The sequence below is a fragment of the Streptomyces sindenensis genome, from assembly GCF_014649035.1.
GTDB lineage: Bacteria > Actinomycetota > Actinomycetes > Streptomycetales > Streptomycetaceae > Streptomyces > Streptomyces sindenensis.
This window is the reverse complement of sequence record NZ_BMSG01000003.1, coordinates 276524-302581: the sequence shown is the minus strand read 5'-3', so window position 1 is coordinate 302581 and position 26058 is coordinate 276524. Positions and strand designations below refer to the sequence as shown.

The 26058-nt window shown below is 70.3% G+C and carries 19 protein-coding genes and 1 tRNA gene; 13 read left to right on the top strand and 7 right to left on the bottom strand.

What is annotated here, in order from left to right; translation table 11 throughout:
• The first annotated feature begins 138 nt into the window (after positions 1–138).
• Positions 139–987 (top strand): class I SAM-dependent methyltransferase, encoded by an 849-nt coding sequence (locus IE145_RS06540; protein ID WP_189519725.1) that lies wholly within the window; start codon positions 139–141, stop codon positions 985–987.
• A gap of 38 nt (positions 988–1025) precedes the next feature.
• A complete protein-coding gene (locus tag IE145_RS06535) occupies positions 1026–3725 on the top strand; it encodes an ATP-dependent RNA helicase (RefSeq protein WP_189519723.1) in 2700 nt (899 codons plus the stop codon).
• Here the strand turns inward: IE145_RS06535 and pgfA are convergent.
• The 3 genes from pgfA to IE145_RS06520 form a co-directional block, all read right to left on the bottom strand.
• A complete protein-coding gene (pgfA, locus tag IE145_RS06530; RefSeq protein ID WP_189519721.1) occupies positions 3712–4677 on the bottom strand; it encodes a cell envelope lipid trafficking protein PgfA in 966 nt (321 codons plus the stop codon). The genes IE145_RS06535 and pgfA overlap by 14 nt on opposite strands.
• Positions 4678–4704: 27 nt before the next feature.
• Positions 4705–4842, bottom strand: a complete 138-nt coding sequence (locus IE145_RS06525) for an SPW_0924 family protein (RefSeq protein ID WP_189519719.1) — start codon at positions 4840–4842, stop codon at positions 4705–4707.
• 165 nt (positions 4843–5007) lie between these two features.
• On the bottom strand, positions 5008–6849 hold the full coding sequence (locus IE145_RS06520) for a lytic transglycosylase domain-containing protein (RefSeq protein ID WP_189519717.1): 1842 nt from the start codon (positions 6847–6849) through the stop codon (positions 5008–5010).
• A 200-nt stretch (positions 6850–7049) separates the two neighbouring features.
• Between IE145_RS06520 and IE145_RS06515 the strand changes: the two genes are divergently transcribed.
• Entirely contained in the window at positions 7050–7919 is an 870-nt protein-coding gene (locus tag IE145_RS06515) for a DUF4184 family protein (RefSeq protein WP_189519715.1), read from the top strand.
• A 70-nt stretch (positions 7920–7989) separates the two neighbouring features.
• Here IE145_RS06515 and polA read toward each other — a convergent pair whose 3' ends face one another.
• Positions 7990–10701 (bottom strand): DNA polymerase I, encoded by a 2712-nt coding sequence (gene polA, locus IE145_RS06510; RefSeq protein WP_189519713.1) that lies wholly within the window; start codon positions 10699–10701, stop codon positions 7990–7992.
• Positions 10702–10834: 133 nt separating this feature from the next.
• Here polA and IE145_RS06505 point away from each other — a divergent pair, with 133 nt between their 5' ends.
• The 7 genes from IE145_RS06505 (at position 10835) to IE145_RS06475 (ending at position 19973) form a co-directional block, all read left to right on the top strand.
• Positions 10835–13129, top strand: a complete 2295-nt coding sequence (locus tag IE145_RS06505) for an FdhF/YdeP family oxidoreductase (protein ID WP_189519711.1) — start codon at positions 10835–10837, stop codon at positions 13127–13129.
• Positions 13130–13221: 92 nt separating this feature from the next.
• Positions 13222–13692 carry a PaaI family thioesterase gene (locus IE145_RS06500; protein WP_189519709.1) on the top strand — a complete coding sequence of 157 codons (471 nt, stop codon included), beginning with the start codon at positions 13222–13224 and terminating at the stop codon, positions 13690–13692.
• A gap of 638 nt (positions 13693–14330) precedes the next feature.
• On the top strand, positions 14331–15566 hold the full coding sequence (locus tag IE145_RS06495) for a branched-chain amino acid ABC transporter substrate-binding protein (RefSeq protein WP_189519706.1): 1236 nt from the start codon (positions 14331–14333) through the stop codon (positions 15564–15566).
• 102 nt (positions 15567–15668) lie between these two features.
• Positions 15669–16601: a branched-chain amino acid ABC transporter permease gene (locus IE145_RS06490; protein ID WP_069739759.1), complete on the top strand. Its 933-nt coding sequence runs from the start codon at positions 15669–15671 to the stop codon at positions 16599–16601.
• A 5-nt stretch (positions 16602–16606) separates the two neighbouring features.
• Entirely contained in the window at positions 16607–18385 is a 1779-nt protein-coding gene (locus IE145_RS06485) for a branched-chain amino acid ABC transporter permease (RefSeq protein WP_189519705.1), read from the top strand.
• A 5-nt stretch (positions 18386–18390) separates the two neighbouring features.
• Complete coding sequence (locus IE145_RS06480) at positions 18391–19260, top strand: ABC transporter ATP-binding protein (RefSeq protein ID WP_189519835.1); 870 nt, start codon at positions 18391–18393, stop codon at positions 19258–19260.
• Positions 19257–19973: an ABC transporter ATP-binding protein gene (locus tag IE145_RS06475; RefSeq protein WP_030595261.1), complete on the top strand. Its 717-nt coding sequence runs from the start codon at positions 19257–19259 to the stop codon at positions 19971–19973. The genes IE145_RS06480 and IE145_RS06475 overlap by 4 nt, the downstream gene beginning before the upstream one ends.
• Before the next feature lie 90 nt (positions 19974–20063).
• Here the strand turns inward: IE145_RS06475 and IE145_RS06470 are convergent, their stop codons facing one another.
• On the bottom strand, positions 20064–20720 hold the full coding sequence (locus IE145_RS06470) for an ANTAR domain-containing response regulator (protein ID WP_189519703.1): 657 nt from the start codon (positions 20718–20720) through the stop codon (positions 20064–20066).
• Between the two features lie 99 nt (positions 20721–20819).
• On the opposite strand from IE145_RS06470, the gene IE145_RS06465 reads away from it, so the two are divergent.
• Positions 20820–20892, top strand: a tRNA-Leu gene (locus tag IE145_RS06465).
• 111 nt (positions 20893–21003) lie between these two features.
• Positions 21004–21783: a helix-turn-helix domain-containing protein gene (locus IE145_RS06460; RefSeq protein WP_189519701.1), complete on the top strand. Its 780-nt coding sequence runs from the start codon at positions 21004–21006 to the stop codon at positions 21781–21783.
• Positions 21784–21789: 6 nt separating this feature from the next.
• Here IE145_RS06460 and pyk read toward each other — a convergent pair whose 3' ends face one another.
• Positions 21790–23229, bottom strand: coding sequence for a pyruvate kinase (gene pyk, locus IE145_RS06455; RefSeq protein WP_189519699.1), 1440 nt, complete (start codon positions 23227–23229; stop codon positions 21790–21792).
• A 120-nt stretch (positions 23230–23349) separates the two neighbouring features.
• Positions 23350–24060, bottom strand: coding sequence for an SIMPL domain-containing protein (locus tag IE145_RS06450; RefSeq protein WP_189519697.1), 711 nt, complete (start codon positions 24058–24060; stop codon positions 23350–23352).
• A gap of 138 nt (positions 24061–24198) precedes the next feature.
• On the opposite strand from IE145_RS06450, the gene IE145_RS06445 reads away from it, so the two are divergent.
• Entirely contained in the window at positions 24199–26019 is a 1821-nt protein-coding gene (locus tag IE145_RS06445; RefSeq protein ID WP_189519696.1) for a bifunctional metallophosphatase/5'-nucleotidase, read from the top strand.
• Positions 26020–26058 lie beyond the last annotated feature (39 nt).

The following is a 26058-nucleotide window of genomic DNA, read 5'->3' as shown; positions in this document are numbered from 1 at the left end:
ACTCATGTTCTCCGAGGCCACATCGGTCCGAGAACACCACGGCACGGCGCCACGGGGACGCGTCCGCACGCCCCGGGGGCACGCCCCCTGGTACGGACCGCACGCGGCGGGTGAAGGCAAACTACAACGACGGGCACGATGAGCCAAGAGATCCACGGGACCTACTCCCCGGAACCCGGAGAACCCGCAGAGTCTCCGGAACCGGAGGCCACCCGCCGCGCGGCGGACGAGGCCGAGAGCAGCCGGGCCAGCCGGGGCTGGTGGGACCGCAACGCCGACGAGTACCAGAGCGACCACGGCGGCTTCCTGGGCGACGACCGCTTCGTCTGGGGCCCGGAAGGGCTCGACGAGGCCGAGGCGGGTCTCCTGGGGCCCGCCGCCTCCCTCAAGGGCCTCGACGTCCTGGAGGTCGGGGCCGGGGCCGCCCAGTGCTCGCGCTGGCTCGCCGCCCAGGGCGCCCGCCCGGTGGCGCTGGACCTCTCCCACCGCCAGCTCCAGCACGCCCTGCGCATCGGCGAGGGCCTGCCCCTGGTGGAGGCGGACGCGGGCCGGCTGCCGTTCCGGGACGGCTCCTTCGACCTGGCCTGCTCCGCGTACGGGGCGGTGCCGTTCGTCGCCGACCCGGTGCGGGTCTTCCGCGAAGTCCACCGGGTGCTGCGGCCCGGCGGGCGCTGGGTGTTCTCCGTGACGCACCCGATCCGCTGGGCGTTCCCGGACGAGCCGGGGCCCGAGGGGCTCTCCGTCGCCGCCTCCTACTTCGACCGCGTCCCCTACGTCGAGCAGGACGAGGCCGGTGACGCCGTCTATGTGGAACACCACCGCACGCTCGGTGACCGGGTCCGTGACGTGGTGGCGGGCGGTTTCCGCCTGGTCGACCTGGTCGAACCGGAATGGCCCGCCTGGAACGACCAGGAGTGGGGTGGCTGGTCCCCGCTGCGCGGCAACCTGATCCCGGGCACGGCGATCTTCGTGTGCGAGCGGGACTGACGTCTCTCCGGGGGACGACCGCGTACGACACTGGGACCGTGATCCGCACCGAAGCCCTGGACCGCCTGCCCGTCCGCACCGCCGTGCCCGCCCTGCGGCGCGCGCTCGACGACCGGGGCGTCGCCGTGCTGTGCGCCCCGCCCGGCACCGGAAAGACGACGCTCGTCCCGCTGGTGCTGGCCGGGCTGACCGGGGACGGCCCGGTGCGCCGGGTCGTGGTCGCCGAGCCGCGCCGGCTCGCCGCCCGTGCGGCGGCGCGGCGGATGGCCTGGCTGCTGGGCGAGCAGCCGGGCGAACGGGTCGGGTTCACGGTGCGCGGCGAGCGTGTGGTGGGGCGGGGGACGGTGGTGGAGGTCGTGACCACCGGGGTGCTGCTCCAGCGGCTCCAGCGCGACCAGGAGCTGTCCGGGGTCGACGCGGTGATCATCGACGAGTGCCACGAGCGGCACCTGGACGCGGACACGGTGGCGGCCTTCCTCCTGGACGTACGGGAGACGATCCGGCCCGATCTGCGGCTGGTGGCGGCGTCCGCGACGACGGACGCGGAGGGCTGGGCGCGGCTGCTGGGCGACGCCCCGGTGATCGAGGCCGAGGGCGTCTCGCATCCGGTGGAGGTTCTCTGGGCGCCGCCCGCGCGGCCGGTGAAGCCTCCGCACGGGGGTGGGGCCTCCCCTGGTCGAGCGCAGCCGAGAGCTTGGGGAAGGGTCGATCCGGCGCTGCTGACGCATGTGGCGGCGACCGTGCGGCGGGCGCTGGCGGAGCGGGAGGGGGACGTGCTCTGTTTCCTGCCCGGGGTCGGCGAGATCGGGCGGGTGGCCGGGCAGCTCGCGGGGGTGGACGCGGAGGTGCTCCAGGTGCACGGGCGGGCTCCGGCCGCCGTGCAGGACGCGGTGCTGGCCGGGTCGTCCGGCGTACGGCGGGTGGTGCTGGCGACCTCGGTGGCGGAGTCGTCGCTGACGGTGCCCGGCGTCCGGGTCGTCGTGGACTCGGGGCTCGCCCGGGAGCCCCGTACCGACCATGCCCGGGGGCTGAGCGCGCTGACGACCGTACGGGCCTCGCTGGCGGCCGGGCGGCAGCGCGCCGGGCGGGCGGGGCGCGAGGCTCCGGGGGCGGTGTACCGCTGCTGGGACCGGGCCGAGGAGGGGCGGCTCGCGCGCTTCCCGGCCCCGGAGATCAAGGTGGCCGACCTCGCGGCGTTCGCGCTCCAGGCGGCGTGCTGGGGCGATCCGGACGCCTCCTCGCTCGCCCTGCTGGACCCGCCGCCCGCCGGGGCGATGGGCGCGGCCCGGGAGGTGCTGGGCGCGATCGGCGCGGTGGACGGCGACGGCCGGGTCACCGAGCGCGGCGTACGGATGTCCCGGCTCGGGCTGCACCCCCGGCTGGCACGGGCGCTGCTGGACGGGGCGGCGGAGGCCGGGGCGCGGCGGGCGGCCGAGGTGGTGGCGCTGCTGAGCGAGGAGCCGCCGAGGGAGTACGGGGACGATCTCGCGGCGGCGCTGCGGACCGCCCGCCGGGGCCAGGACGGGTACGCGGCGCGCTGGAAGCAGGAGGTGCGGCGGCTGTCGGGGCAGGCGGACGCTGCGGGCCCCGGGCAGTCACCGGGATCCGGGGCCACGCCGGGATCCGGGGCCGCGCCGGGATCCGGGGCCGCGCCGGGCCCTGGCTCCGGCTCCGGCTTCGGTTCCGGCTTCGGCTCGGGGCGCTCCGGCTCGGGGCGCTCCGGTGAAGGCCGTTCCGGTTCCGGTTCCGGCGCGGGGCGGTCCGATGACGCCGTCGTCGGGCTCGTCGCCGCCCTCGCGTTCCCCGAGCGGGTGGCGCGGGCCCGGGGCGACGGGGCGTTCCTGATGGCGTCGGGCACGGGCGCGGAGCTGCGGGAGGGGTCGCCGCTGCGCCGCTCGCCCTGGCTGGCCGTGGCGGTCGCGGACCGGCCCGCCCACGCGGCCTCCGCCCGGGTGCGGCTGGCGGCGGTGCTCGACGAGGACACCGCGCTGGCGGCCGCCGGGCATCTGCGGGTGCGGGGCGAGGAGGTCCGCTGGGTGGACGGCGAGGTGGTGGCCCGGTCGGTGGACCGGCTGGGGGCGGTGGAGCTGGCGGTACGGCCGCTGAAGCAGCCCGATCCGGAGCTGGTGCGCGGGGCCCTGGTGGAGGGGTTGCGGCGCGAGGGGCTCGGGCTGCTGCGCTGGAGCCGGGAGACCGAGCAGCTGCGGTCGCGCCTGGCGTTCCTGCACCGGGTGCTGGGGGCGCCGTGGCCGGATGTGTCGGACGGGGCGTTGCTGGCGGACCCGGACGCGTGGCTGGAGCCCGAGCTGTCGCGGGCCCGTCGCCGCTCCGACCTGGGCCGGATCGACGCGGGCCAGGCACTGCGCCGGCTGCTGCCCTGGGCGACCGGGGAGGCGGCCCGGCTGGACGAGCTGGCGCCGGAGCGGATCGAGGTGCCGAGCGGGTCCCGGATCCGGGTGGAGTACGGCGGGGAGCAGCCCGTACTGGCCGTGAAGCTCCAGGAGCTGTTCGGGCTGGCCGAGACGCCCCGGGTGGCCGGGGTGCCGGTCCTGGTGCATCTGCTCTCCCCCGCCGGGCGCCCGGCGGCCGTCACCGCCGACCTGGCGTCCTTCTGGCGGGAGGGCTACCGGGCGGTGCGGGCGGAGCTGCGGGGCCGCTACCCGAAGCACCCGTGGCCGGAGGACCCCGCGACCGTACCGGCGACGCGGTACACCTCGGCGCGGCTCAGGCGTTCGTAGCGCTCTGCGGCCGCCGCGAGCGGGCCTCCAGCCACAGGGCGAGCGCGGCCAGTGCGATACCGAGGCCGAGGAAGCCCCAGGGCAGGTACGAGGTGAGGAGGAGAACCAGGACGCGCTGGGACTTCACCAGGTCGACGGTGTCGGCGATGTAGTCCTCGCGCATCTTCACATGGCCGGAGAACGCGGTGACGGTGTCCTCGGACATGCCCATCTTCTTGGCGTCGCGCAGCTCTTCGCGGTGGATCTCCTCGCCGTTGACGGGGGCCCCGGTGACCGGATCGACCCAGAACATCCGCTTGGTGGTGTACCAGCGGGTCATGCCGGTCTGCGCGATCTGCTCGGCGGTGATGCCCTCGATGGGCATCTTCTTCGGCATGGCGACCTCGGTCCACGGGATCGTCTGCTCGAAGTAGTAGACCTCCAGGCCCCGGAAGGTGCGGGTGCCCCTGTAGTGGATGGGGGCGGTGGTGCGGGTCTGGGCGTCGAAGTACTCGTAGTCCCGCTTCTCGGTGAGGAAGGGCCACTTGAACTCGATGCCCTCGCGGCGGACCGGGTCGCCGTCGACCATCTCGCCGGTGGCGTTGACGGGGGCCTGGGTGTGGGCGTCGAAGATGTAGCGCTCGGGGATGGCGGAGACCATCGAGCCGTCGGGGCCCTCGATGTAGGAGAGCGCGTCCCAGACGACGACGTCCCGCCCGGCGCTGCGTTCGATCTTCTCGGACTCCTCCACGTTGCCCTTGAGGGTCTGGACGATGGTGACCTTGTCGACCTTCTTCGCCTTGAGGGTGGTGTAGTCGAGGAGGACGGCGGGCTTCGCCTCCAGGACGATCTCCTGGTACTGGCTCGGCGGGACCTTGGCCAGGCGCGGGAAGGCGTACCAGCGCAGCAGGGGCGACAGGGCTGCGAAGAACACGGCGAGGGCCAGGAGTACGAGACCGGCTCGGCGGCGCATGGTGATGACCTCTTCCCTCTGCGGCGGCTATCTCTTCGGTCCCGGGACGGTGGTCAGCAGGGGTTTCGGCGAGGTCTCCCCGGCCGGGGAGCCGACGGCGGAGACGGTGAACACGAGCGCGAGGGCGGCGGCCAGTCCGATGGCGGTGGCGACGAGGGCACGCATGCTCGGCCTCCCGGGGCGGTGGTCCGGTTACGGCGGCCTGATGGGCCGTCAGGGATGGGGCACCGTAGCAACCGGGGCGCGAGATGAGAACAGAGCGGACAGCCCCTCGGCCGGGTGGCCGAGGGGCTGTGCGGTGGTCCTGCGGTGGTCTTGCGGTGGAGAGGGTCAGGGCTTGGTGGCCGCGGGGGTCTCCGTCGCGTCAGGGGCCTCGGGCGCGGGGGGCTCCGTCGCGTCCGGGGTCTCGGGCGCGGGGGTCTCCGTCGCGTCAGGGGTCTCGGCCGGCTCTTCCGGAGCCGTCTCCTCCGGGGCCTCGACGGTGAGTTCGACGACGATCGAGGCGCCGCCCTCGGTGGTGAGGCGCAGCAGGTACGTGCCCTCGTTGTCGTCGGCGAAGATCTCCGGGAGCCGCAGTTGCCCCTCGGCGTCCGTCGTCAGGCCGGTGAGGGTACGGACCGGCTCGCCGTCCGCGTCCTCGAAGTACGGGCCCTTGTCGTTGTCGATGGCGCCCAGGCGGTCCTTGACCATGGTGGCGGTGACGGCCACTCCGGCCGCGGCGGCGTCCTTGTAGGTGGCCTTGACGGTGACGGCGTCCGCGAACTTCTCGCCGGGGGCGGCGACGAGCGCCTTCTCGTCGGTGCGGGCGATCGCGTCGGCCTGGCGGGCGGTGACGGTCGCCGCGTATGTCAGGGTGCGCAGCCGGCCGGTGCCCGCGACCGCGGTCACGGTGAACTCCCCGGCCTTCTCGCCGGCCTGGAGCTTCGGCGCGGTGGCGGTGCCGTCGGCCCCGGTCCGTACCGTCACGGTCTTCGTGCCGCCGGCGAAGAGCGTGCCGGTGTCGCCGGTGACGGTGAAGGTGACGGGCACCTTGGCGAGCGGGGCGCCGGCCGCGTTGCGCGCCAGTACGGAGACCCGCTCGTCGAACTCCTGGCCCGCGGTGGCGCGCAGCGGTCCGGTGCCCGCGTTCTCCAGGGAGCCGAAGGTTTCGGACGGCGGCGTCGGCGTGGGGGTGGGCGGCTTCGGCGTCGGGCTGGTGGAGCCGCCGCCACCGGGCTTCGTGGGGTCCGGGCTCGGCTTGCCGCCGGGCTTGGACGGGGAGGGCTTCGGAGTCGGGGTGGCACTGGGGCCGGTGCCCGAGCCGGAGCCGGTGCCCGGACGCGGGCTCGGGGTGGGGGTGCTCGGGGTGGAGGGGAGCGTGCCGGTGCCGTCGGGGATCTCGTGCGTACCGCGCTGGTAGTAGGAGAACCAGGAGCGGACCGTGCGCAGGTACTCCGTCGACCGGTTGTAGCTCAGCACGGCCTGGTCGAGGTCGGCGGCGAGGGCCAGATCGCGGTCATTGGCGCAGAGGTAGCGGCCGGCGGCGAGAGCCGCGTCGTAGATGTTGTTGGGGTCCTTGCGGCCGTCGCCGTTGGCGTCCTGGCCCCAGGAGGCCCAGGTCGAGGGGATGAACTGCATCGGGCCGACCGCGCGGTCGTGGACCGCGTCGCCGTCGTACGCCCCGCCGTCGGTGTCCTTGATCAGTGCGAAGCCCTGGCCGTTGAGGGCCGGGCCGAGGATGCGGGGGCTGGCGGTGCCCTGGGCGTCGACACGGCCGCCGCGGGCCTGCCCGGACTCGACCTTGCCGATCGCGGCGAGGAGTTGCCAGGGCAGCCGGCAGGAGGGGTCGGTGGACGCGACGGTCCGCTCGGCCTGCTTGTAGGCGGCCAGGACCGAGGCGGGGATGCCCGCTTCCGCGCTGCCCGCCGCCGGGAGGCCGCTGGACGAACCGGGCCGGTCGGGTGTGACCAGGGGCGGAAGGTCCGTGTAGTAGGGCGAGTTACCGGTGGCGGCGCCGTCGGTCTCGCCGCTCGCGGTGTCCTCGCCCGCCGCCGTCGGGTCGCCGCTGCCCGCGGATCCGTCGGCCAGGGTCGCCGCGGGCGCCTGTGAGGCCGTGAGGGCCGCCACCGCGGCCGCCGCCACCGCGGTGGTCGTGGCTCCCTTGCGCAGACGTCGGCGCATGTGCGCTGCCATACGTTCCGGTCCCTCCCCCTCGAAGGCTGCTCGCGCTCCCCAGCGCTACGACTCCAGCGACCCTACGGCACCTTCTGTCGCCCAGGCACCGAGGGCTGACCGCTTCTTACTGTTTTTTCACGTTCGCTGGCGCACGTGGTGGCGCACGTTGTCCGGCGGGCCACGAAAGGGTGCCCCGGCGGTCCCGCATACTTGCCGCCATGCCGTTCACGATCAGTCATGCAGCCGCCGTGCTCCCGGCGATCCGCCGGAACGGGACCGGCCGGTGGCCGCTGTTCCCCTCGGCCCTGGTCGCCGGTTCGTTCGCGCCCGACATCACCTACTTCGCGGACACGGTGGTTCCCGGGGCGATGGAGTTCGGGTCGTTCACGCACACGTTCGCCGGGATCGTCACGGTGAACGTGGCCATCGCCGCCGTGCTGGTCGCGGTGTGGGCGCTGCTGCGGGAGCCGCTGGTGGCGCTGCTGCCGGCGCGGGTACGGGGCCGCGTGCACGCCTTCGTCCGGGGGCGGCGGTGGACGCGGGCCTCGTTCGGTCCGTCCGCCTGGCTGTGGTTCGCCGCCTCGGGGGCGCTGGGCGCGGCCACGCATGTGGTGTGGGACGCGTTCACCCACCACAGCCGGTGGGGCACGGAGCTGCTGCCGTTCCTGAACCGGAGCGTCGGCGGCTTCCCGGTGTTCCAGTTCGTGCAGTACGGGAGTTCGGCGCTGGCCCTCGTGGTGATCGGCTGGTTCGTCGCCACCGGGCTGCGCCGGACCGCGGCGCTCCCCGTGCCCGTGGAGGTGCCGGTGCTCGGCCCCCGGGAGCGATGGGGTGCGCTCGGTCTGCTGGCGCTGTGCGTGCTGGCCGGTGTCGTCCACCGGTGCGCCCGTTGGTACGCCCACTTCGGCCGGGTGGAGAGCCCGCTCGACATCATTCCGACGGCCTGCTTCGGCGCGGGCGCGGGGCTGGCGGCCGGACTGCTGCTGTACGGGGTGTGGATGCTGCTGCGACGGGGGACGCGGGGACCCGGCCGGCCCGTGTCCGTACCGGAGGAGCCGCGGACACAGGCGCCGGCCGGCCGGGGGTAGCGGCGGAGCCGATGAGGGCGGGCCCGGAACCGTGGTTCCGGGCCCGCCCTTCCGTCCGTCTGCTCGTGGCTCAGTGCGCGGCGGACTCCCAGTCCTCGCCGACGCCGACGGAGACGTCGAGCGGGGCGCGCAGCTCGACGGCGTGGGCCATCTCGTGGCGCAGGATCTCCTCCACCCGCTTCCGCTCGCCCTTCGCGATCTCCAGGACGATTTCGTCGTGGACCTGGAGCAGCATCCGCGAGGTCAGCCCGGCCTCGGTCAGCGCCTTGTCCACCCGCAGCATCGCGACCTTGACGATGTCCGCGGCGGTGCCCTGGATCGGGGCGTTGAGCGCCATGCGCTCGGCGGCCTCGCGGCGCTGGCGGTTGTCGCTGTTGAGGTCGGGGAGATAGCGGCGGCGGCCGAGGATCGTCTCGGTGTAGCCGGTGGCCCGGGCCTCCTCGACGACCCGGTGGAGATAGTCCCGCACCCCGCCGAACCGCTCGAAGTAGGTGTCCATCAGCACCCGGGCCTCGGCCGGGTCGATGTTCAGCTGCTGGGAGAGGCCGAACGCGGAGAGACCGTAGGCCAGGCCGTAGGACATGGCCTTGATCTTGCGGCGCATCTCCGCGTCGACCGCGTCCTTCTCGACGCCGAAGACCTGCGAGGCGACCGTGGTGTGCAGGTCCTCGCCGGAGGTGAACGCCTCGATGAGACCGGCGTCCTCGGAGAGGTGCGCCATGACCCGCAGCTCGATCTGGCTGTAGTCCGCCGTCATCAGCGTCTCGAAGCCCTCGCCGACGACGAAGCCCCGGCGGATGGCCCGGCCCTCGTCGGTGCGGACGGGGATGTTCTGGAGGTTCGGGTCGGTGGAGGAGAGCCGGCCGGTCGCGGCGACCGTCTGGTTGAACGTGGTGTGGATGCGGCCGTCGGCGGCGATCGTCTTGATCAGGCCCTCGACGGTGACCCGCAGCTTGGCCTGCTCGCGGTGGCGCAGCATCAGGACCGGCAGCTCGTGCTCGGTCTGCGCGGCCAGCCAGGCCAGCGCGTCCGCGTCCGTGGTGTATCCCGTCTTGGTCTTCTTCGTCTTCGGCAGGCCCAGCTCGTTGAAGAGGATCTCCTGGAGCTGCTTGGGCGATCCGAGGTTGAACTCGCGGCCCACGGCCGCGTGCGCCTCCTTCACCGCCTGCTGCACGGTCCCGGCGAACTGCTGCTCCATGCCTTCGAGGTGGGTCCGGTCGGCGGCGATGCCGTGACGCTCCAGGCGGGCCAGGAGGATGGAGGTCGGCAGCTCCATGTCGTGGAGCAGCTCGGCCGCGCCGACCTCCTTGAGCCGGGTGGTGAACGCGTCGCCCAGGTCGAGCACGGCGCGGGCCTGCGCCATCAGGGCGTCCTGTTCGGCCCGGTCGTCCGCGCCGAAGGCCAGCTGCCCGTCGGCGGCGGCGGCCGGGGCCAGCTCGCGGCCCAGATACTCCACGGCCAGCGCGTCCAGCGCGAAGGAGCGGCGGCCCGGCTTCACCAGATACGCGGCGAGCGCGGTGTCCATGGTGACGCCTTCGAGCTGCCAGCCCATCTCCGGGAAGACCCGCATGACGTTCTTCGCGTTGTGCAGGACCTTGGGGCGCGCCGGATCCGCGGCCCAGGCGGCGAACGCCCGCCCGTCGGCCTCGTCCAGCTGCGTCGGGTCCAGCCAGGCGGCGGCCCCGTCGGCGGCGGCGAGCGCGACCTCGGTGACCGTGCCGGCCCCCAGCGACCAGGTGTCGACGGTCATGACGCCGAGCGGCTGCGCGCCGTGCTCCTCCAGCCAGGGGGCGACCTCGCCGGAGCCGAGGACGGCCCCGTCCAGCTCGATCCCGGCGGCGGGCGCGGGCGGCTCGGCCTCCGCCGCCCCCGGGTCGACGGCGAGGAGGCGCTCGCGCAGGCTCGGGTTGCGGATCTCCAGTATGTCCAGGACGCCGGTGACCGCCGTGCGGTCGTAGGGGGCGCGCTCCAGCTCGGCCGGGGTCTTCGGCAGCTCCACGTCCCGGACCATCTCGGTCAGCACGCGGTTCATCTTCACCGCGTCCAGGTGGTCGCGGAAATTCTGCCCGGCCTTGCCCTTGACCTCGTCGGCCCGCTCGACGAGCTCGGCGAACGAACCGAACTGGTTGATCCACTTCGCGGCCGTCTTCTCGCCGACGCCGGGGATGCCCGGGAGGTTGTCCGACGGGTCGCCGCGCAGGGCGGCGAAGTCCGGATACTGCTGCGGGGTGAGCCCGTACTTCTCGACGACCTTCTCCGGGGTGAACCGGGTCAGCTCGGAGACCCCCTTGGTGGGGTACAGCACGGTCACATGGTCCGTGATCAGCTGGAAGGAGTCCCGGTCGCCGGTGACGATCAGCACCTCGAACCCGGCCGCCTCGGCCTGGGTCGCCAGCGTCGCGATGACGTCGTCCGCCTCGAACCCGTCCACCGCGAACCGGTCCGCGTGCATCGCGTCCAGCAGCTCGCCGATCAGCTCGACCTGCCCCTTGAACTCGTCGGGGGTCTTGGAGCGGTTCGCCTTGTACTCCGGGAACTCCTGCGCCCGCCACGTCTTGCGGGACACGTCGAACGCGACCGCGAAGTGCGTGGGCGCCTCGTCACGCAGGGTGTTCGCCAGCATCGACATGAAGCCGTACACGGCGTTCGTCGGCTGCCCCACCGCCGTCGTGAAATTCTCCGCGGGCAGGGCGAAGAACGCCCGGTACGCCAGGGAGTGCCCGTCCATGAGGAGCAGGCGCGGTCGGTTGTCTGCCGTCTTCTTCGATGCCGTCTCAGCCACGCCCCCGATCCTGCCACGGACCACTGACAATCCGGACCGGCACGACTTCCGCGGGGCCGTGACAGGATCGATGGTGAGGACATGAACATCAGCACGCCGCCACGTGGACGAGCGCTCGAAGGGGAGCAGCATCATGGCCACCAAGCCGCCGACCGGTGACCCGGTCCAGGACGCCCCGCAGGTCGAAGCGGCCCCGCACGCCGCCGCCGGGCTGCCCGCCGTCGCCCACTCCCTGCGCATCGCGAGGCAGCAGATGGGCGTGCGCCGCACCGCGCAGACCCTCCTCAAGGTCAACCAGAAAGACGGCTTCGACTGCCCCGGCTGCGCCTGGCCCGAGGGCGACAAGCGGCACACCGCCGAATTCTGCGAGAACGGCGCCAAGGCCGTGGCCGAAGAAGCGACCCTGCGCCGCGTCACCCCCGACTTCTTCGCCGCGCACCCCGTCGCCGACCTCGCCGGGCGCAGCGGCTACTGGCTGGGGCAGCAGGGCAGGATCACCCACCCGGTGTACCTCCCCGAGGGCGCCGACCGCTACGAGGCCGTCACCTGGGACCGGGCCTTCGCGATCATCGCCGAGGAGCTGACCGCCCTCGGCTCCCCCGACGAGGCCCTCTTCTACACCTCCGGCCGCACCAGCAACGAGGCCGCGTTCCTGCTCCAGCTCTTCGCCCGCGAGTTCGGCACCAACAACCTGCCGGACTGCTCCAACATGTGCCACGAGTCGTCCGGCTCGGCGCTCACCGAGACCATCGGCATCGGCAAGGGCAGCGTTTCCCTGGAAGACCTCCACCAGGCCGACCTGATCATCGTCGCCGGCCAGAACCCCGGCACCAACCACCCCCGGATGCTGTCCGCCCTGGAGAAGGCCAAGCAGTCAGGGGCGAAGATCATCTCGGTGAATCCGCTGCCCGAGGCGGGCCTGGAGCGGTTCAAGAACCCCCAGACCCCGCAGGGCATGATCAAGGGCACCCCGCTCAACGACCTCTTCCTCCAGATCCGCATCGGCGGCGACCAGGCCCTCTTCCGGCTCCTCAACAAGCTCATCCTCGCCACCGAGGGCGCCGTCGACACCGCGTTCGTCACCGAGCACACCCACGGTTACGAGCAGTTCGCCAAGGCCGCCGAAGCAGCCGACTGGGACGAGACGCTGAAGGCCACCGGGCTCACCCGCGCCGAGATCGAGCAGGCGCTCGCCCTCGTCCTCGCCTCGAAGCGCACCATCGTCTGCTGGGCGATGGGACTCACCCAGCACAAGCACTCCGTGCCCACCATCCGCGAAGTCGTCAATTTCCTTCTGCTGCGCGGAAACATCGGCCGCCCCGGCGCCGGCGTCTGCCCCGTGCGCGGCCACTCCAACGTCCAGGGCGACCGCACCATGGGCATCTTCGAACGGCCCGCACCGGCCTTCCTCGACGCCCTCGACAAGGAGTTCGGCATCACCTCGCCCCGCCACCACGGCATGGACGTGGTGCGCTCCATCCAGGCGCTCCGCGACGGCGAGGCGAAGGTCTTCTTCGCCATGGGCGGCAACTTCGTCGCGGCCACCCCCGACACCACCGTCACCGAGGCCGCGATGCGCCGCGCCCGCCTCACCGTCCACGTCTCGACCAAGCTCAACCGCTCCCACGCCGTCACCGGCGCCCGCGCCCTGATCCTCCCGACACTGGGCCGCACCGACAAGGACGTACAGGCGTCCGGCAAGCAGTTCGTCACCGTCGAGGACTCCATGGGCCTGGTCCACGCCTCCCGCGGCAACCTCGCCCCCGCAAGCCCCCACCTGCTCTCCGAGCCGGCCATCGTCGCCCGCCTCGCCCGCGCGGTCCTCGGCGCCGGCTCCCGTACACCGTGGGAGGCCTTCGAGCGGGACTACGCCACCATCCGCGACCGCATCTCCCGCGTCGTCCCCGGCTTCCAGGACTTCAACACCCGCATCGCCGCCCACCCCGGCGGCTTCGCCCTCCCGCATGCCCCCCGCGACGAGCGCCGCTTCCCCACCGCCACCGGCCGCGCCATCTTCACCGCCGCCCCCGTCGAGTACCCCGAACTCCCCGACGGCAGGCTCCTGTTGCAGACCCTGCGCTCCCACGACCAGTACAACACCACCATCTACGGCCTCAACGACCGCTACCGGGGCATCAAGGGCGGCCGCCGCATCGTCATGGTCAACCCCGAGGACGCCGCCGCCCTCGGCCTCACCGACGGCACCTACACCGACCTCGTCAGCGAGTGGAAGGACGGCGTGGAACGCCGCGCGGAAGGCTTCCGCGTCGTCCACTACCCCACCGCCCGGGGCTGCGCCGCCGCCTACTACCCGGAGACCAACGTCCTGGTCCCCCTCGACTCCACGGCCGACACCAGCAACACCCCGGCCAGCAAGTCCGTCGTCATCCGCTTCGAGGAGCCCCGCACCGCCCCCGGCAGCGACTGAGAACCGCCACCCCCTAAGCGTGCGCTCAGCCGTCTGATAAGAACAGTGCAGACAGCAACGAACCAGCGCAGCAGACGAACGGAGCAGGATCCATGGGCGAGCACACCGCACCCCTCTTCCCGCAGGAAGTCATCGACGAGTACGCGGCACTCGGCATCGACCTGCCCGCCCTCTTCTCCGCCGGCCACCTCGGCGAGCGCATGGGCGTCACCATCGTCGAGGCCGCCGCCGACCGCGTCGTCGGCACCATGCCCGTCGAGGGCAACACCCAGCCCTACGGCCTCCTGCACGGCGGCGCCTCCGCCGTCCTCGCCGAGACCCTCGGCTCCATCGGCTCCATGCTCCACGGCGGCGCGAACAAGATCGCCGTCGGCGTCGACCTCAACTGCACCCACCACCGGGGCGTCCGCAACGGCCTCGTCACCGGCGTCGCCACCCCCGTACACCGGGGCCGCTCCACCGCCACGTACGAGATCGTCATCACCGACGACCAGGACAAGCGGGTCTGCACCGCACGCCTCACCTGCCTGCTCCGCGACACCCCCAAGCCCGAAGCGAACTGACCCCGCCCACCGACCCCCGTCACAGCACGCGAACGGCCCGCCGGCCCCGACCGGCGGGCCGTTCGCCGTCCACGACCACACCGCATTCCGGACCACGCACCCCCATAACCGGTGCCCCTCAAGGAAGTTGGTGGAAACACACGGTCAACACCCTTGACGGCGGAACCCGTTCCATGACCTGCTTCAACAGCGACACCGGCCCGCCGACGCAGCACACATATCCCACACATGTAACACTGCGTAACGTTTGCGCAATACACGAAAAACCCGGCACCCCCCACCCCCGCACCCCCGGCCCGCCTCCCCCCACCCCCTCGCGCCCCGGCCCCCGCGACAGCACCAAGATCACCCCAAGCCCCTTAGCAGAGCTGCGCGTTCTCACCATGTGGGCAAGGCCCAGTCCAGGCGAAACCCGCACATCCCCTCACAGGAACCTCAAGCCTTGCTCAAGGGCATAACAAGAGAGTCACATCCGCAGCCGACCCATCCCTCTGGCCCCCGCCTGCGCTTAGAGTCACGGCCAGTCACCGCGCCGCCGGGCGCGTCTGCTGCACGGCCCTGTACCACCCCAGTACGGCCCGGCGAAGATCACGGCACCTCATGCCCGAGGAGCGCCGCGCCAGGGAAAGGACCCTCTCGTGCGACACCGTTCTTTGCTCATACTCACCGCAGTGCTCACCACCGGAGCACTGACGCTCACCGCCTGCGGGTCGCGCGACGAAGGCAGCAAGGGCAGCGGCGACAGCGGTGGCAAGACCACCGTCGTCATCGGCGTCGACGCCCCCCTGACCGGCTCCCTCTCCGCGCTCGGCCAGGGCATCAAGAACTCCGTGGACCTCGCGGCCAAGACCGCCAACAAGAACAACGAAGTCCCCGGCATCGAGTTCAAGATCGAAGCCCTCGACGACCAGGCCGTCCCCGCCTCCGGACAGGCCAACGCCACCAAGCTCGTCGGCAACCCCGACGTCCTCGGCGCCGTCGGCCCCCTCAACTCCGGCGTCGCCCAGTCCATGCAGGGCGTCTTCGACAAGGCAGACCTCACCCAGGTCTCCCCCGCCAACACCAACCCCGCCCTCAGCCAGGGCGACAACTGGGGCAAGGGCGACCCGAAGCGCGTCTTCAAGACCTACTTCCGCACCTGCGCCACCGACGTCGTCCAGGGCAAGTTCGCCGCCCAGTACCTCTACAACGACGCCAAGAAGAAGAAGGTCTACGTCGTCGACGACAAGCAGACCTACGGCGCCGGCCTCGCCGCCATCTTCTCCGCGGAGTTCGAACGCCTCGGCGGCAAGGTCATCGGCACCGACCACGTCACGGTCAAGGAGACCGACTTCTCCAGCACCGCCGACAAGGTCAAGAGCTCCGGCGCCGACTCCGTCTACTACGGCGGCCAGTACCCCGAGGGCGGCCTGCTCTCCGACCAGATCAAGAAGACCGGCGCCAAGATCCCCACCATGGGCGGCGACGGCATCTACGACCCCGCCTTCATCAGCGCCTCCGGCGAAGCCAACGACGGCGACCTCGCCACCTCCATCGGCTACCCCGTCGAGGCCCTCCCGACCGCCAAGAAGTTCATCGAGGACTACAAGGCCGGCGGCTACAAGGACCCCTACGCGGCCTACGGCGGCTACTCCTACGACGCCGCATGGTCCATCATCCAGGCCGTCAAGGCCGTCGTCGCCGACAACGACGGCAAGCTCCCCGAGGACGCCCGCGCCAAGGTCACCGAGGCCATGTCCAAGGTCTCCTTCGACGGCGTGACCGGCAAGGTCTCCTTCGACGAGTTCGGTGACACCACCAACAAGCAGCTCACCGTCTACGAGGTCCAGAAGGGCGCCTGGAAGGACGTCAAGAGCGCCACGTTCGAGGACTGACCGCCGCAGCACAGCCCCGCCCCACCTGACCCCATCCGCGCGAGGGCGCAAACAGCGCCCTCGCGCGGAGCCATATCCGACAAGCTCATCGGAGGCCCTGCGGTGCACGAACTGCCGCAACAGCTGGCCAACGGCCTCGCCCTCGGCGCCCTCTATGGCCTCATAGCCATCGGGTACACCATGGTGTACGGCATCGTCCAGCTCATCAACTTCGCCCACGGCGAGATCTTCATGATCGGGGGCTTCGGCGCCCTCACCACCTACCTCATGCTCCCCAGCGGCACCACACTCCTCGTGGCCATCCCGCTCATGATCATCGGTGGAGCCATCGCCTCCGTCACCGTGGCCACCGCCGCGGAACGGTTCGCCTACCGGCCCCTGCGCGGCGCCCCCCGCCTCGCCCCGCTCATCACCGCGATCGGCCTCTCGATCGTGCTCCAACAGCTCGTCTGGGGCTTCTACCCCGACGCGAAGAAGCCCCTCAGCTTCCCCGAATTCGGTGGCGACTCCTTCCACCTGCTCGACAACCTCTACCTCCAGCGAGCCGACGCCTTCATCCTCGTACTCGCACCCCTGTGCATGCTCGCCCTCGGCATGTTCGTCTCCAAGAGCCGCAGCGGACGCGCCATGCAGGCCACCGCCCAGGACCCCGACACAGCCAAGCTCATGGGCATCAACACCAACCGCATCATCGTGATGGCCTTCGCCATCGGAGCCGCCTTCGCAGCCGTCGCAGCCGTCGCCTACGGACTCGACAAGGGCCAGATCGGCTGGGAAATGGGCTTCCTCCTCGGACTCAAGGCCTTCACCGCCGCCGTCCTCGGCGGCATCGGCAACATCTACGGAGCCATGGTCGGCGGCGTCGTCCTCGGACTCGCCGAAGCCCTCTCCATCGCCTACATCGAAGAAATCCCCGGCATGCAGCAACTCGGCGGCGGCGCCTGGGCCAACGTCTGGGCCTTCGTCCTCCTCATCGTCGTCCTCCTCGTCAGGCCACAAGGCCTACTCGGCGAGCGCGTCACGGATCGGGCGTGATACCGATGACCACCCAGACCAACCCCACCACGCCCCTCCTCGCCATCCCCGCGGCCCGCGCCATCACCACAGCCGGAGCCGCACTCACCCTCGCCTCCACCTTCCTCGCCTGGACCTGGACCGCCGAATTCCCCGGCGACCTCACCGTCACCGGCTACCCCGGCGGCCTCCAAGTCCTCACCCTCGTCGGCGCAGCCCTCACCCTGCTGTTCACCCTCTCCGGATACGGCATCAAGGGCCTCGGCTGGCTCACCCCCGGCGGCACCAACAGCCCCGTCCGACTCGCCGCCCTCGGCGTCCTCGGCACCATGGGCTTCACCTTCGCCGCCATCGCCATCAAACTCGGCGGCATCGTCAACCTGGAACCCGGAGCCTGGATCGGCCTCGTCGGCGCCCTCATCACCGTCGCCGCCTCCCTCGGCCTCCCCCACGACCAGAACATCACCGACACCACCACCCCCACCCCCCTCGAACGCTTCCTCAACAGCCTCCGCGCCCCCGCACCCGGACGCCCCAAGGAACTCCCCTCCTGGGCCGAAATCCTCATCATCGTCGCCGCCTTCGGCATCGGTCTCTACGTCATCACCTACGGCATCGACACCGAATACCCCGAACTCTTCGTCGGCTACCTGATCATCTCCGGCTTCGCGGTCACCGCGCTCTTCAAGGCCGGCCTCATGGCCCGCCTCTCCGCCCTCACCACCAAATACCGCACCATCGCCGTCGCCGCCGCCTTCGTCGCGGCAGCCGCCTTCCCCTTCACCCAGACCACCGACCAGTTCACCCTCATCGCGGTCAACATCCTCATCTTCGCGACCGTCGCACTCGGACTGAACATCGTCGTCGGCCTGGCCGGACTCCTCGACCTCGGATACGTCGCCTTCCTCGGCGTCGGCGCCTACACAGCCGCCCTCGTCTCCGGCACCACCGCATCCGCCTTCGACGTCCAATTCCCCTTCTGGGCCTCCGTCCTCACCGGCGCCGCCGTCTCCCTCATCTTCGGCGTCGTCATCGGAGCACCCACCCTCCGCCTCCGCGGCGACTACCTCGCCATCGTCACCCTCGGCTTCGGCGAAATCTTCCGCATCGCCGTCGGCAACCTCGACGGCGTCTCCGGACCCCAGATCACCAACGGCCCCAACGGCGTACCGAACATCCCCGACCTCAACTTCCTCGGGTACGACTTCGGCGAATCCCACACCGTCCTGGGCTTCGAACTCGGCTCCTACGCCAACTACTACCTGCTCATGCTGCTCGCGATGATCCTCGTGGTCCTCGTCTTCAGCCGAGCCGGCAGCTCCCGCATCGGCCGCGCCTGGGTCGCCATCCGCGAGGACGAGACCGCCGCCACCGCCATGGGCATCAACGGCTTCCGCGTCAAACTCATCGCCTTCGCCCTCGGCGCCACCCTCGCCGGCATCGCCGGCACCGTACAGGCCCACGTCCAGAGCACCGTCGTCCCCGAGATGTACGTCTTCGCCGGACCCGTGCCGCCCAACTCCGCCTTCCTCCTCGCCGCCGTCATCCTCGGCGGCATGGGAACCATCAGCGGACCCCTCATCGGCGCCACGCTCCTCTACATGATCCCGGCCAAGCTCCAGTTCCTCCAGGACTACCAGCTCCTCGGCTTCGGCCTCGCCCTCATCCTCCTCATGCGCTTCCGCCCCGAAGGCCTCATCGCCAACCGCCGCGCCAAGCTCGAATACCACGAGACCGACCAGCTCGACGCAGCCGACAAAACCCTGGCAGGCACCACCTCCGGCACCACGAAGGCGGGGGCGTGAACACCATGACCACCACCACACCCGAAACCGCCACCACCGTGCTCGACGCGAGCGGCGTCACCATGCGCTTCGGCGGACTCACCGCCGTACGCAACGTCGACCTCACCGTCAACGCAGGCGAGATCGTCGGCCTCATCGGCCCCAACGGCGCCGGCAAGACCACCTTCTTCAACTGCCTCACCGGCCTCTACGTCCCCACCGAAGGCAAAGTCCGCTACAAGGGCACCGTCCTGCCGCCCAAGCCCCACCTCGTCACCCAGGCAGGCATCGCCCGCACCTTCCAGAACATCCGGCTCTTCGCCAACATGACCGTCCTGGAAAACGTCCTCGTCGGACGCCACACCCGCACCAAAGAAGGCCTCTGGTCCGCCCTCCTGCGCGGACCCGGCTTCAAGAAGGCCGAAGCCGCCTCCCACGAACGCGCCAAGGAACTCCTGGAGTTCATCGGCCTCCAGGACAAGGCCGACCACCTCGCGCGCAACCTCCCCTACGGAGACCAGCGCAAGCTGGAAATCGCCCGCGCACTCGCCAGCGACCCCGGCCTCCTCCTCCTGGACGAGCCCACCGCCGGCATGAACCCCCAGGAAACCCGCGTCACCGAAGAACTCATCTTCGCCATCCGCGACATGGGCATCGCCGTCCTCGTCATCGAGCACGACATGCGCTTCATCTTCAACCTCTGCGACCGCGTCGCCTGCCTCGTCCAGGGCGAGAAACTCGTCGAAGGCACCCCCGGCGACGTCCAGGCCGACGAACGCGTCGTCGCCGCCTACCTCGGCACCCCCTTCGAAGACGCCCCCGGCGCCGACGAAGTCGCCGAAGTCGAAGCAGCGGAGGCGCACAGCACCACCCGCACAGAAGGGGAAACCCAGTGACCGCCCTGCTAGAGGTCGAAGACCTCCGCGTCGCCTACGGCAAGATCGAAGCCGTCAAGGGCATCTCCTTCTCCGTCGAAGCCGGCCAGGTCGTCACCCTCATCGGCACCAACGGCGCCGGCAAGACCACCACCCTGCGCACCCTCTCCGGACTCCTCAAGCCCTCCGGCGGCCGCATCACCTTCGACGGGAAACCCCTCGGCAACGTCCCCGCGCACAAGATCGTCGCGCTCGGACTCGCCCACTCCCCCGAAGGCCGGCACATCTTCCCCCGCCTCACCATCGCGGAGAACCTCCAGCTCGGAGCGTTCCTCCGCACCGACAAGGCGGGCATCGAGAAGGACATCCAGCGCGCCTACGACCTCTTCCCCATCCTCGGGGAACGCCGGAAACAGGCCGCAGGCACCCTCTCCGGCGGCGAGCAGCAGATGCTCGCCATGGGACGCGCCCTGATGTCCCAGCCCAAACTGCTCATGCTCGACGAGCCCTCCATGGGCCTCTCCCCGATCATGATGCAGAAGATCATGGAAACCATCGTCGAGCTCAAGGCGGCGGGCACCACGATCCTGCTCGTCGAGCAGAACGCCCAGGCCGCCCTGTCCCTCGCGGACCAGGGTCACGTCATGGAGGTCGGCAAGATCGTCCTCTCCGGCCCCGGCTCGGACCTCCTCCACGACGAGTCGGTCCGCAAGGCCTACCTCGGCGAGGACTGACGCCCCTGCCGTACGGAAGAGGCCCGCACCCGGTTCCCCGGTTGCGGGCCTCTCTCGTTGCGTACGTGTACGGGTACGCCGTGTACGCGGCTACTCCGCCGACTGCTTCTTCTCCTCGGCGTCCGCGATCAACGCCTCCGCGAGCTGCTGCATCGACATCCGCCGGTCCATCGACGTCTTCTGGATCCACCGGAACGCGGCCGGCTCGGAGAGCCCGTAATCCGTCTGCAGGATGCTCTTGGCCCGGTCCACCAGCTTCCGGGTCTCCAGCCGCTGGGACAGGTCCGCGATCTCGCTCTCCAGCGCCTTCAGCTCGGCGAACCGGGAGACGGCCATCTCGATGGCGGGCACGACGTCGCTCTTGCTGAACGGCTTCACGAGGTACGCCATGGCCCCGGCGTCCCGGGCCCGCTCGACGAGGTCGCGCTGCGAGAAGGCGGTGAGCATGAGGACCGGGGCGATGGACTCCTCGGCGATCTTCTCGGCGGCGGAGATCCCGTCGAGGACCGGCATCTTCACGTCCAGGATGACCAGGTCGGGCCGGTGCTCCCGGGCCAGCTCGACGGCCTGCTGCCCGTCGCCCGCCTCACCGACGACGGAGTAGCCCTCCTCCTCCAGCATCTCCTTGAGATCGAGGCGGATGAGGGCCTCGTCCTCGGCGATGACGACGCGGGTCGTCAGCGGCGGGACGTGCGACTTGTCGTCGTCGACGGCGTCTACGGGCTGGGGCGACTCGGGGGTGGTCACGGGGCTCCTCGGTAAGGACAGGGGTGAGCTCCCAAGAGCCTACCTAGTTACGGTATGTTTGAGGCACGGAGGGTCCTCGGTATCCTTCGTTTCGAAGGGGCCCCGGTAGCCCAGCGGCAGAGGCGATGGATTCAAAACCCATACAGCGTCGGTTCGAATCCGACTCGGGGCACTTCTCCTTGGATTTCAAGGTTCAGCAACAGTTTGGCGATCTTCACCCTTGGCGGTGAACGCGCCTTCGAATCGAGCGCGCACTTTCGAAGATCGCGCAAAACTTCGCCGCATGGATCAGCCCAATCCGTCGAAACGCGACGAAGCACTCGCCCTCTTGCGGAGCGGCACGACCAACCGGGCAGTGGCGGAACGCCTCAACGTGCCACGCGGCACCGTCGGCTGGTGGCTGCACGAGGATCGCAAACGGCGCGGAGTGCAGTACGAGGCGCCGACCGACTGCCCCGTCTGCACGGGCCGGGAACTCGATCATGCGGCGTACGCCTATTTACTGGGCCTGTACCTCGGTGACGGCCACATCACGTCGAAGCGTAGGCAACACCACCTGTCGATTTTCTGCGACGCTTCCTGGCCAGGCATCATCGACGAAGCGGAAACAGCCGTACGCGCAGTCATGCCCATGCCGCGCACCGGGCGGCGGCAGCGAAACAACTGCGTCGAAGTGAAGTCATACAGCAGACACTGGCCCTGCGCCTTCCCCCAACACGGGCCGGGCAAGAAGCACGAGCGGCCGATCGTTCTCGAGGCATGGCAACAGACGATCGTCGACGCCCACCCCTGGCACCTCGTCCGAGGCCTCCTACACTCCGACGGCTGCCGGAACATGAACTGGACGTCGCGCGTCGTCAAGGGCGAACGGAAGCGCTATGAGTACCCCCGGTACTACTTCACCAACGTCTCCGACGACATCCGCCGCCTCTACACCGACACCCTCGACGCCCTCGGCATCACCTGGACGCACTGCACACGCGCGGGCAAGCCCTACAACATCTCCGTAGCCCGACGGGCATCCGTAGCCCTCATGGATGCGCACGTCGGGCCGAAATACTGAACCGCCCTACTTCGGGCTGTCGTCCTCACCGATGTGGTGGACGCGGACCAGGTTCGTGGAGCCGGGGACGCCGGGCGGGGAGCCGGCGGTGATGACGACCACGTCGCCCTTCGCGCAGCGGCCGATGCGCAGGAGTTCCTCGTCGACCTGGGCGACCATCGCGTCCGTGGAGTCGACCTTCGGGCCGAGGAAGGTCTCGACGCCCCAGGTGAGGTTGAGCTGGGCGCGGGTGGCTTCGTCGGGGGTGAAGGCGAGGAGGGGGATGGGTGAGCGGTAGCGGGAGAGGCGCTTGACGGTGTCGCCGCTCTGGGTGAAGGCGACGAGGAACTTGGCGCCGAGGAAGTCGCCCATCTCGGCGGCGGCGCGGGCGACCGCTCCGCCCTGGGTGCGGGGTTTGTTGCGTTCGGTGAGGGGTGGGAGGCCCTTGGCGAGGAGGTCTTCCTCGGCGGCTTCGACGATGCGGGACATGGTGCGCACGGTCTCGATGGGGTATTTGCCGACGCTGGTCTCGCCGGAGAGCATCACCGCGTCGGTGCCGTCGATGATCGCGTTGGCGACGTCGGAGGCTTCGGCGCGGGTGGGGCGGGAGTTGTCGATCATCGAGTCGAGCATCTGGGTGGCGACGATGACCGGTTTGGCGTTGCGCTTGGCGAGTTTGATGGCGCGCTTCTGGACGATCGGGACCTGTTCGAGGGGCATTTCGACGCCGAGGTCGCCGCGGGCGACCATGATGCCGTCGAAGGCGGCGACGATGTCGTCGATGTTGTCGACGGCCTGGGGTTTTTCGACCTTGGCGATGACGGGGAGGCGTCGGCCTTCTTCGTCCATGATGCGGTGGACGTCGTCGATGTCGCGTCCGGTGCGGACGAAGGAGAGGGCGATGAGGTCGGCGCCGGTGCGCAGGGCCCAGCGGAGGTCGTCGATGTCCTTTTCGGAGAGGGCGGGGACGGAGACGGCGACGCCGGGGAGGTTGAGTCCCTTGTTGTCGGAGACCATGCCGCCTTCGATGACGGTGGTGTGGACGCGGGGTCCGTCGACCGCGGTGACTTCGAGCGTGACGCGGCCGTCGTCGACGAGGATGCGTTCGCCGGTGGTGACGTCGGCGGCGAGTCCGTCGTAGGTGGTGCCGCAGATGTCGCCGGTGCCTGCGCCTTCGAGGGGTTCGACGGTGATGGTGAAGGTGTCGCCGCGTTCAAGGAGTACGGGGCCTTCGCGGAAGCGTCCGAGGCGGATCTTCGGGCCTTGAAGGTCGGCGAGGATGCCGACGCTGCGGCCGGTTTCCTCGGATGCCTTGCGTACGTGGTGGTAGCGCTCTTCGTGTTCGGCGTAGCTGCCGTGGCTGAGGTTGAAGCGGGCGATGTCCATTCCCGCTTCGACCAGGGCCTTGATCCGGTCGTATGAGTCGGTTGCGGGTCCCAGGGTACAAACGATTTTCGCTCGGCGCATACGTCGAGCCTAAACCTTACCTACGGGTAGGTATTTGGCTCCGCATGACACCTCAACAACCTTTGGATGAAGGGTTATTGACAAGTGTTGAATTGTGCGGCGGGGTGCTCTGATGAGCGTTTATCCGAGGTTCGGCGGGATGAGGGTGAAGGCTGCTTCGACCTGGGCGTCGATGTTCTGGCGTACGGGTTCGAGGTCGACGGGGGCCGCTTCGGGGGCGGATTCGGCGCGGGCGGAGCGGAGGACTCCGGCGCCGCCGTAGGTCGCGGTGGTGAAGGTGGTTCCGCCGAGGGTGCCGGTGTCGCTGAGTTCGAGGAGGGCGTCGATGCGGGTGTCGAGGGCTTCGGCGTACTCGCGGGCGCGTTGGAGGGCTTCCTGGACGGCTTGGCGGCGGGCGGTGGCGTGGTGGGGGGAGGTGGGGCGCAGGGCCCACCAGGGGCCGTCGATGCGGGTGAGTTCGTGGTCGGCGAGGCGGGCGACGATTTCGCCGAGGACGGTGAAGTCGTTGAGGGTGGCGGTGAGTTGGATGCTGCCGTGGTAGGCGCGGATGCGTTCGCCGCGGCCGTGGCGGGCGAGTTCGGGTCGGATGGTGAGGGTGCCGGTTTCGAGTTTTTCGATGGTGTCGCCGTAGCCCTTGATGAGGTCGAGGGTGGCGGTGTTGCGGCGGTTGAGGTCGTCGAGGGTGGTGCGGCGGTCGGTGTTGCGGGCGGTGAGGGTGACGGCGATGCGGGCGATCTCGGGGTCGACTTCGAGGTGGGCTTCGCCGCGGACGGTGACGCGGGGGGTGGTGGGGGTGGTGTGGGAGGGGTGGGGTGCGGGGGTGTCGGTCATGTGTTCACTGTGGCACGGCGGGTGGCGGGAGGGGGTGTGTCTGGTGGTCATCAGATCGAAACCTGTGCGGGGTGTTGCGGGTGTGGGGTGCTGGGCCAGAATCTACGCGCGTTGCCCTACTGAACGAGGAGTGAAGAGATGCCGTTGAACCGCAGGACGTTTCTGGGCCGTTCGGCCGCCGCGGGTGCGGGTGTGGCGATGGCGGGCGGTGCGGTCGTCGGCTCGGCCGGTGCGGCGCGGGCCGCGGGGCAGGGCCGCGGCCGTGGGCGCTCTTCGAAGCGGTACTCGTTCACGGTGATGGGCACGACCGATCTGCATGGGAACGTTTTCAACTGGGACTACTTCACGGACAAGGAGTACGACGACTCCGCCCACAACGACGTGGGTCTGGCGAAGATCTCGACGCTGGTGGACCAGGTGCGCCGGGAGAAGGGGCGCCGGAACACTCTGTTGATCGACGCGGGTGACACGATCCAGGGCACGCAGCTGTCGTACTACTACGCGAAGGTCGATCCGATCACGGCGCGGCGTGGTCCGGTGCATCCGATGGCGCGGGCGATGAACGCGATCGGTTACGACGCGGCGGCGCTCGGCAATCACGAGTTCAATTACGGGATTCCGGTGCTGCGGAAATTCGAGGAGCAGTGCGATTTTCCGCTGCTGGGGGCGAATGCGCTGGATGCGAAGACGTTGCGGCCGGCGTTCGCCCCGTATGTGATCAAGCGGATGCACACGCCGTGCGGGCGTGATGTGCGGGTGGCGGTGCTGGGGCTGACGAATCCTGGTATCGCGATCTGGGACAAGGCGAATGTGGGCGGGAAGATGGTGTTCCCGGGGCTGGAGGAGCAGGCGGCGAAGTGGGTTCCGAAGCTGCGGTCGATGGGTGCGGATGTGGTGATCGTGTCGGCGCATTCGGGTTCTTCGGGGACGTCGTCGTGGGGTGATCAGTTGCCGTACGTGGAGAACGCGGCGGCTCTGGTGGCGGAGCAGGTGCCGGGGATCGACGCGATTCTGGTGGGGCACGCGCATGTGGAGATCGCCGAGCACTTCGTGACGAACAAGGAGACCGGCCGGCAGGTGGTGTTGTCGGAGCCGGCGAAGTGGGGGCAGCGGCTGACGCTGTTCGACTTCGATGTGGTGTGGGAGAAGGGCCGTTGGGTGGTGGAGAGGGCCGGGTCCCGGGTGCTGAACTCCAATACGGTGCCGGAGGACCCGGAGGTGACGTCGTTGCTGCGGCGTGAGCACCGCGAGGTGGTGGAGTACGTCAACCAGGTGATCGGTACGTCGGTGGTGGCGATGTCGACGGCGGACGCGCCGTGGAAGGACGAGCCGATCATCGATCTGATCAACGTGGTGCAGACGGAGACGGTGCGGGCGGCGCTGGCGGGCGGGGAGTACGCGGCGTTGCCGGTGCTGTCGCAGGCGTCGTGCTTCTCGCGTACGGCGGGGATTCCGGCGGGTGAGGTGACGATCAAGGACGCGGCGGGGCTGTATCCGTTCGAGAACACGCTGGAGGCGCGGCTGATCACGGGTGCCCAGCTGAAGGATTACCTGGAGTATTCGGCGCGGTATTTCGTGCGGACGGCTGCGGGGGGTCCGGTGGACACGGCGAAGCTGACGAATGCGGACGGGATTCCGGATTACAACTACGACGCGGTGTCGGGTGTGACGTACGAGATCGACATCGCGAAGCCGGTGGGTTCGCGGATCGTGGGGTTGTCGTTCGAGGGGGAGGCGATCGATCCGGCGGCGCGGTTCGTGTTCGCGGTGAACAACTACCGGGCGAGCGGTGGGGGGAACTTCCCGCATGTGCCGGGTGCGCGGCAGCTGTGGGCGAATTCGGACGAGATCCGGAACACGATCATCGGGTGGGTGCGGGAGAAGGGTTCGGTGGATCCGGCGGTGTTCGCTTCGGTGGGGTGGCGGCTGACGCGTGAGGGGGCGCCGGTGTTCCCGTGACGCCGGGGTTTCCGTGACGCGGGTTTCCCTGTAAATGCG

Coding starts and splice junctions, on each gene's coding strand:
- IE145_RS06520 (WP_189519717.1), bottom strand. CDS start 6,849: ATGGCAGCGCACATGCGCCGACGTCTGCGCAAGGGAGCCACGACCACC.
- IE145_RS06525 (WP_189519719.1), bottom strand. CDS start 4,842: ATGCGTGCCCTCGTCGCCACCGCCATCGGACTGGCCGCCGCCCTCGCG.
- IE145_RS06485 (WP_189519705.1), top strand. CDS start 16,607: ATGACCACCCAGACCAACCCCACCACGCCCCTCCTCGCCATCCCCGCG.
- IE145_RS06515 (WP_189519715.1), top strand. CDS start 7,050: ATGCCGTTCACGATCAGTCATGCAGCCGCCGTGCTCCCGGCGATCCGC.
- IE145_RS06460 (WP_189519701.1), top strand. CDS start 21,004: ATGGATCAGCCCAATCCGTCGAAACGCGACGAAGCACTCGCCCTCTTG.
- IE145_RS06480 (WP_189519835.1), top strand. CDS start 18,391: ATGACCACCACCACACCCGAAACCGCCACCACCGTGCTCGACGCGAGC.
- IE145_RS06450 (WP_189519697.1), bottom strand. CDS start 24,060: ATGACCGACACCCCCGCACCCCACCCCTCCCACACCACCCCCACCACC.
- pyk (WP_189519699.1), bottom strand. CDS start 23,229: ATGCGCCGAGCGAAAATCGTTTGTACCCTGGGACCCGCAACCGACTCA.
- IE145_RS06445 (WP_189519696.1), top strand. CDS start 24,199: ATGCCGTTGAACCGCAGGACGTTTCTGGGCCGTTCGGCCGCCGCGGGT.
- IE145_RS06505 (WP_189519711.1), top strand. CDS start 10,835: ATGGCCACCAAGCCGCCGACCGGTGACCCGGTCCAGGACGCCCCGCAG.
- IE145_RS06500 (WP_189519709.1), top strand. CDS start 13,222: ATGGGCGAGCACACCGCACCCCTCTTCCCGCAGGAAGTCATCGACGAG.
- pgfA (WP_189519721.1), bottom strand. CDS start 4,677: ATGCGCCGCCGAGCCGGTCTCGTACTCCTGGCCCTCGCCGTGTTCTTC.
- IE145_RS06540 (WP_189519725.1), top strand. CDS start 139: ATGAGCCAAGAGATCCACGGGACCTACTCCCCGGAACCCGGAGAACCC.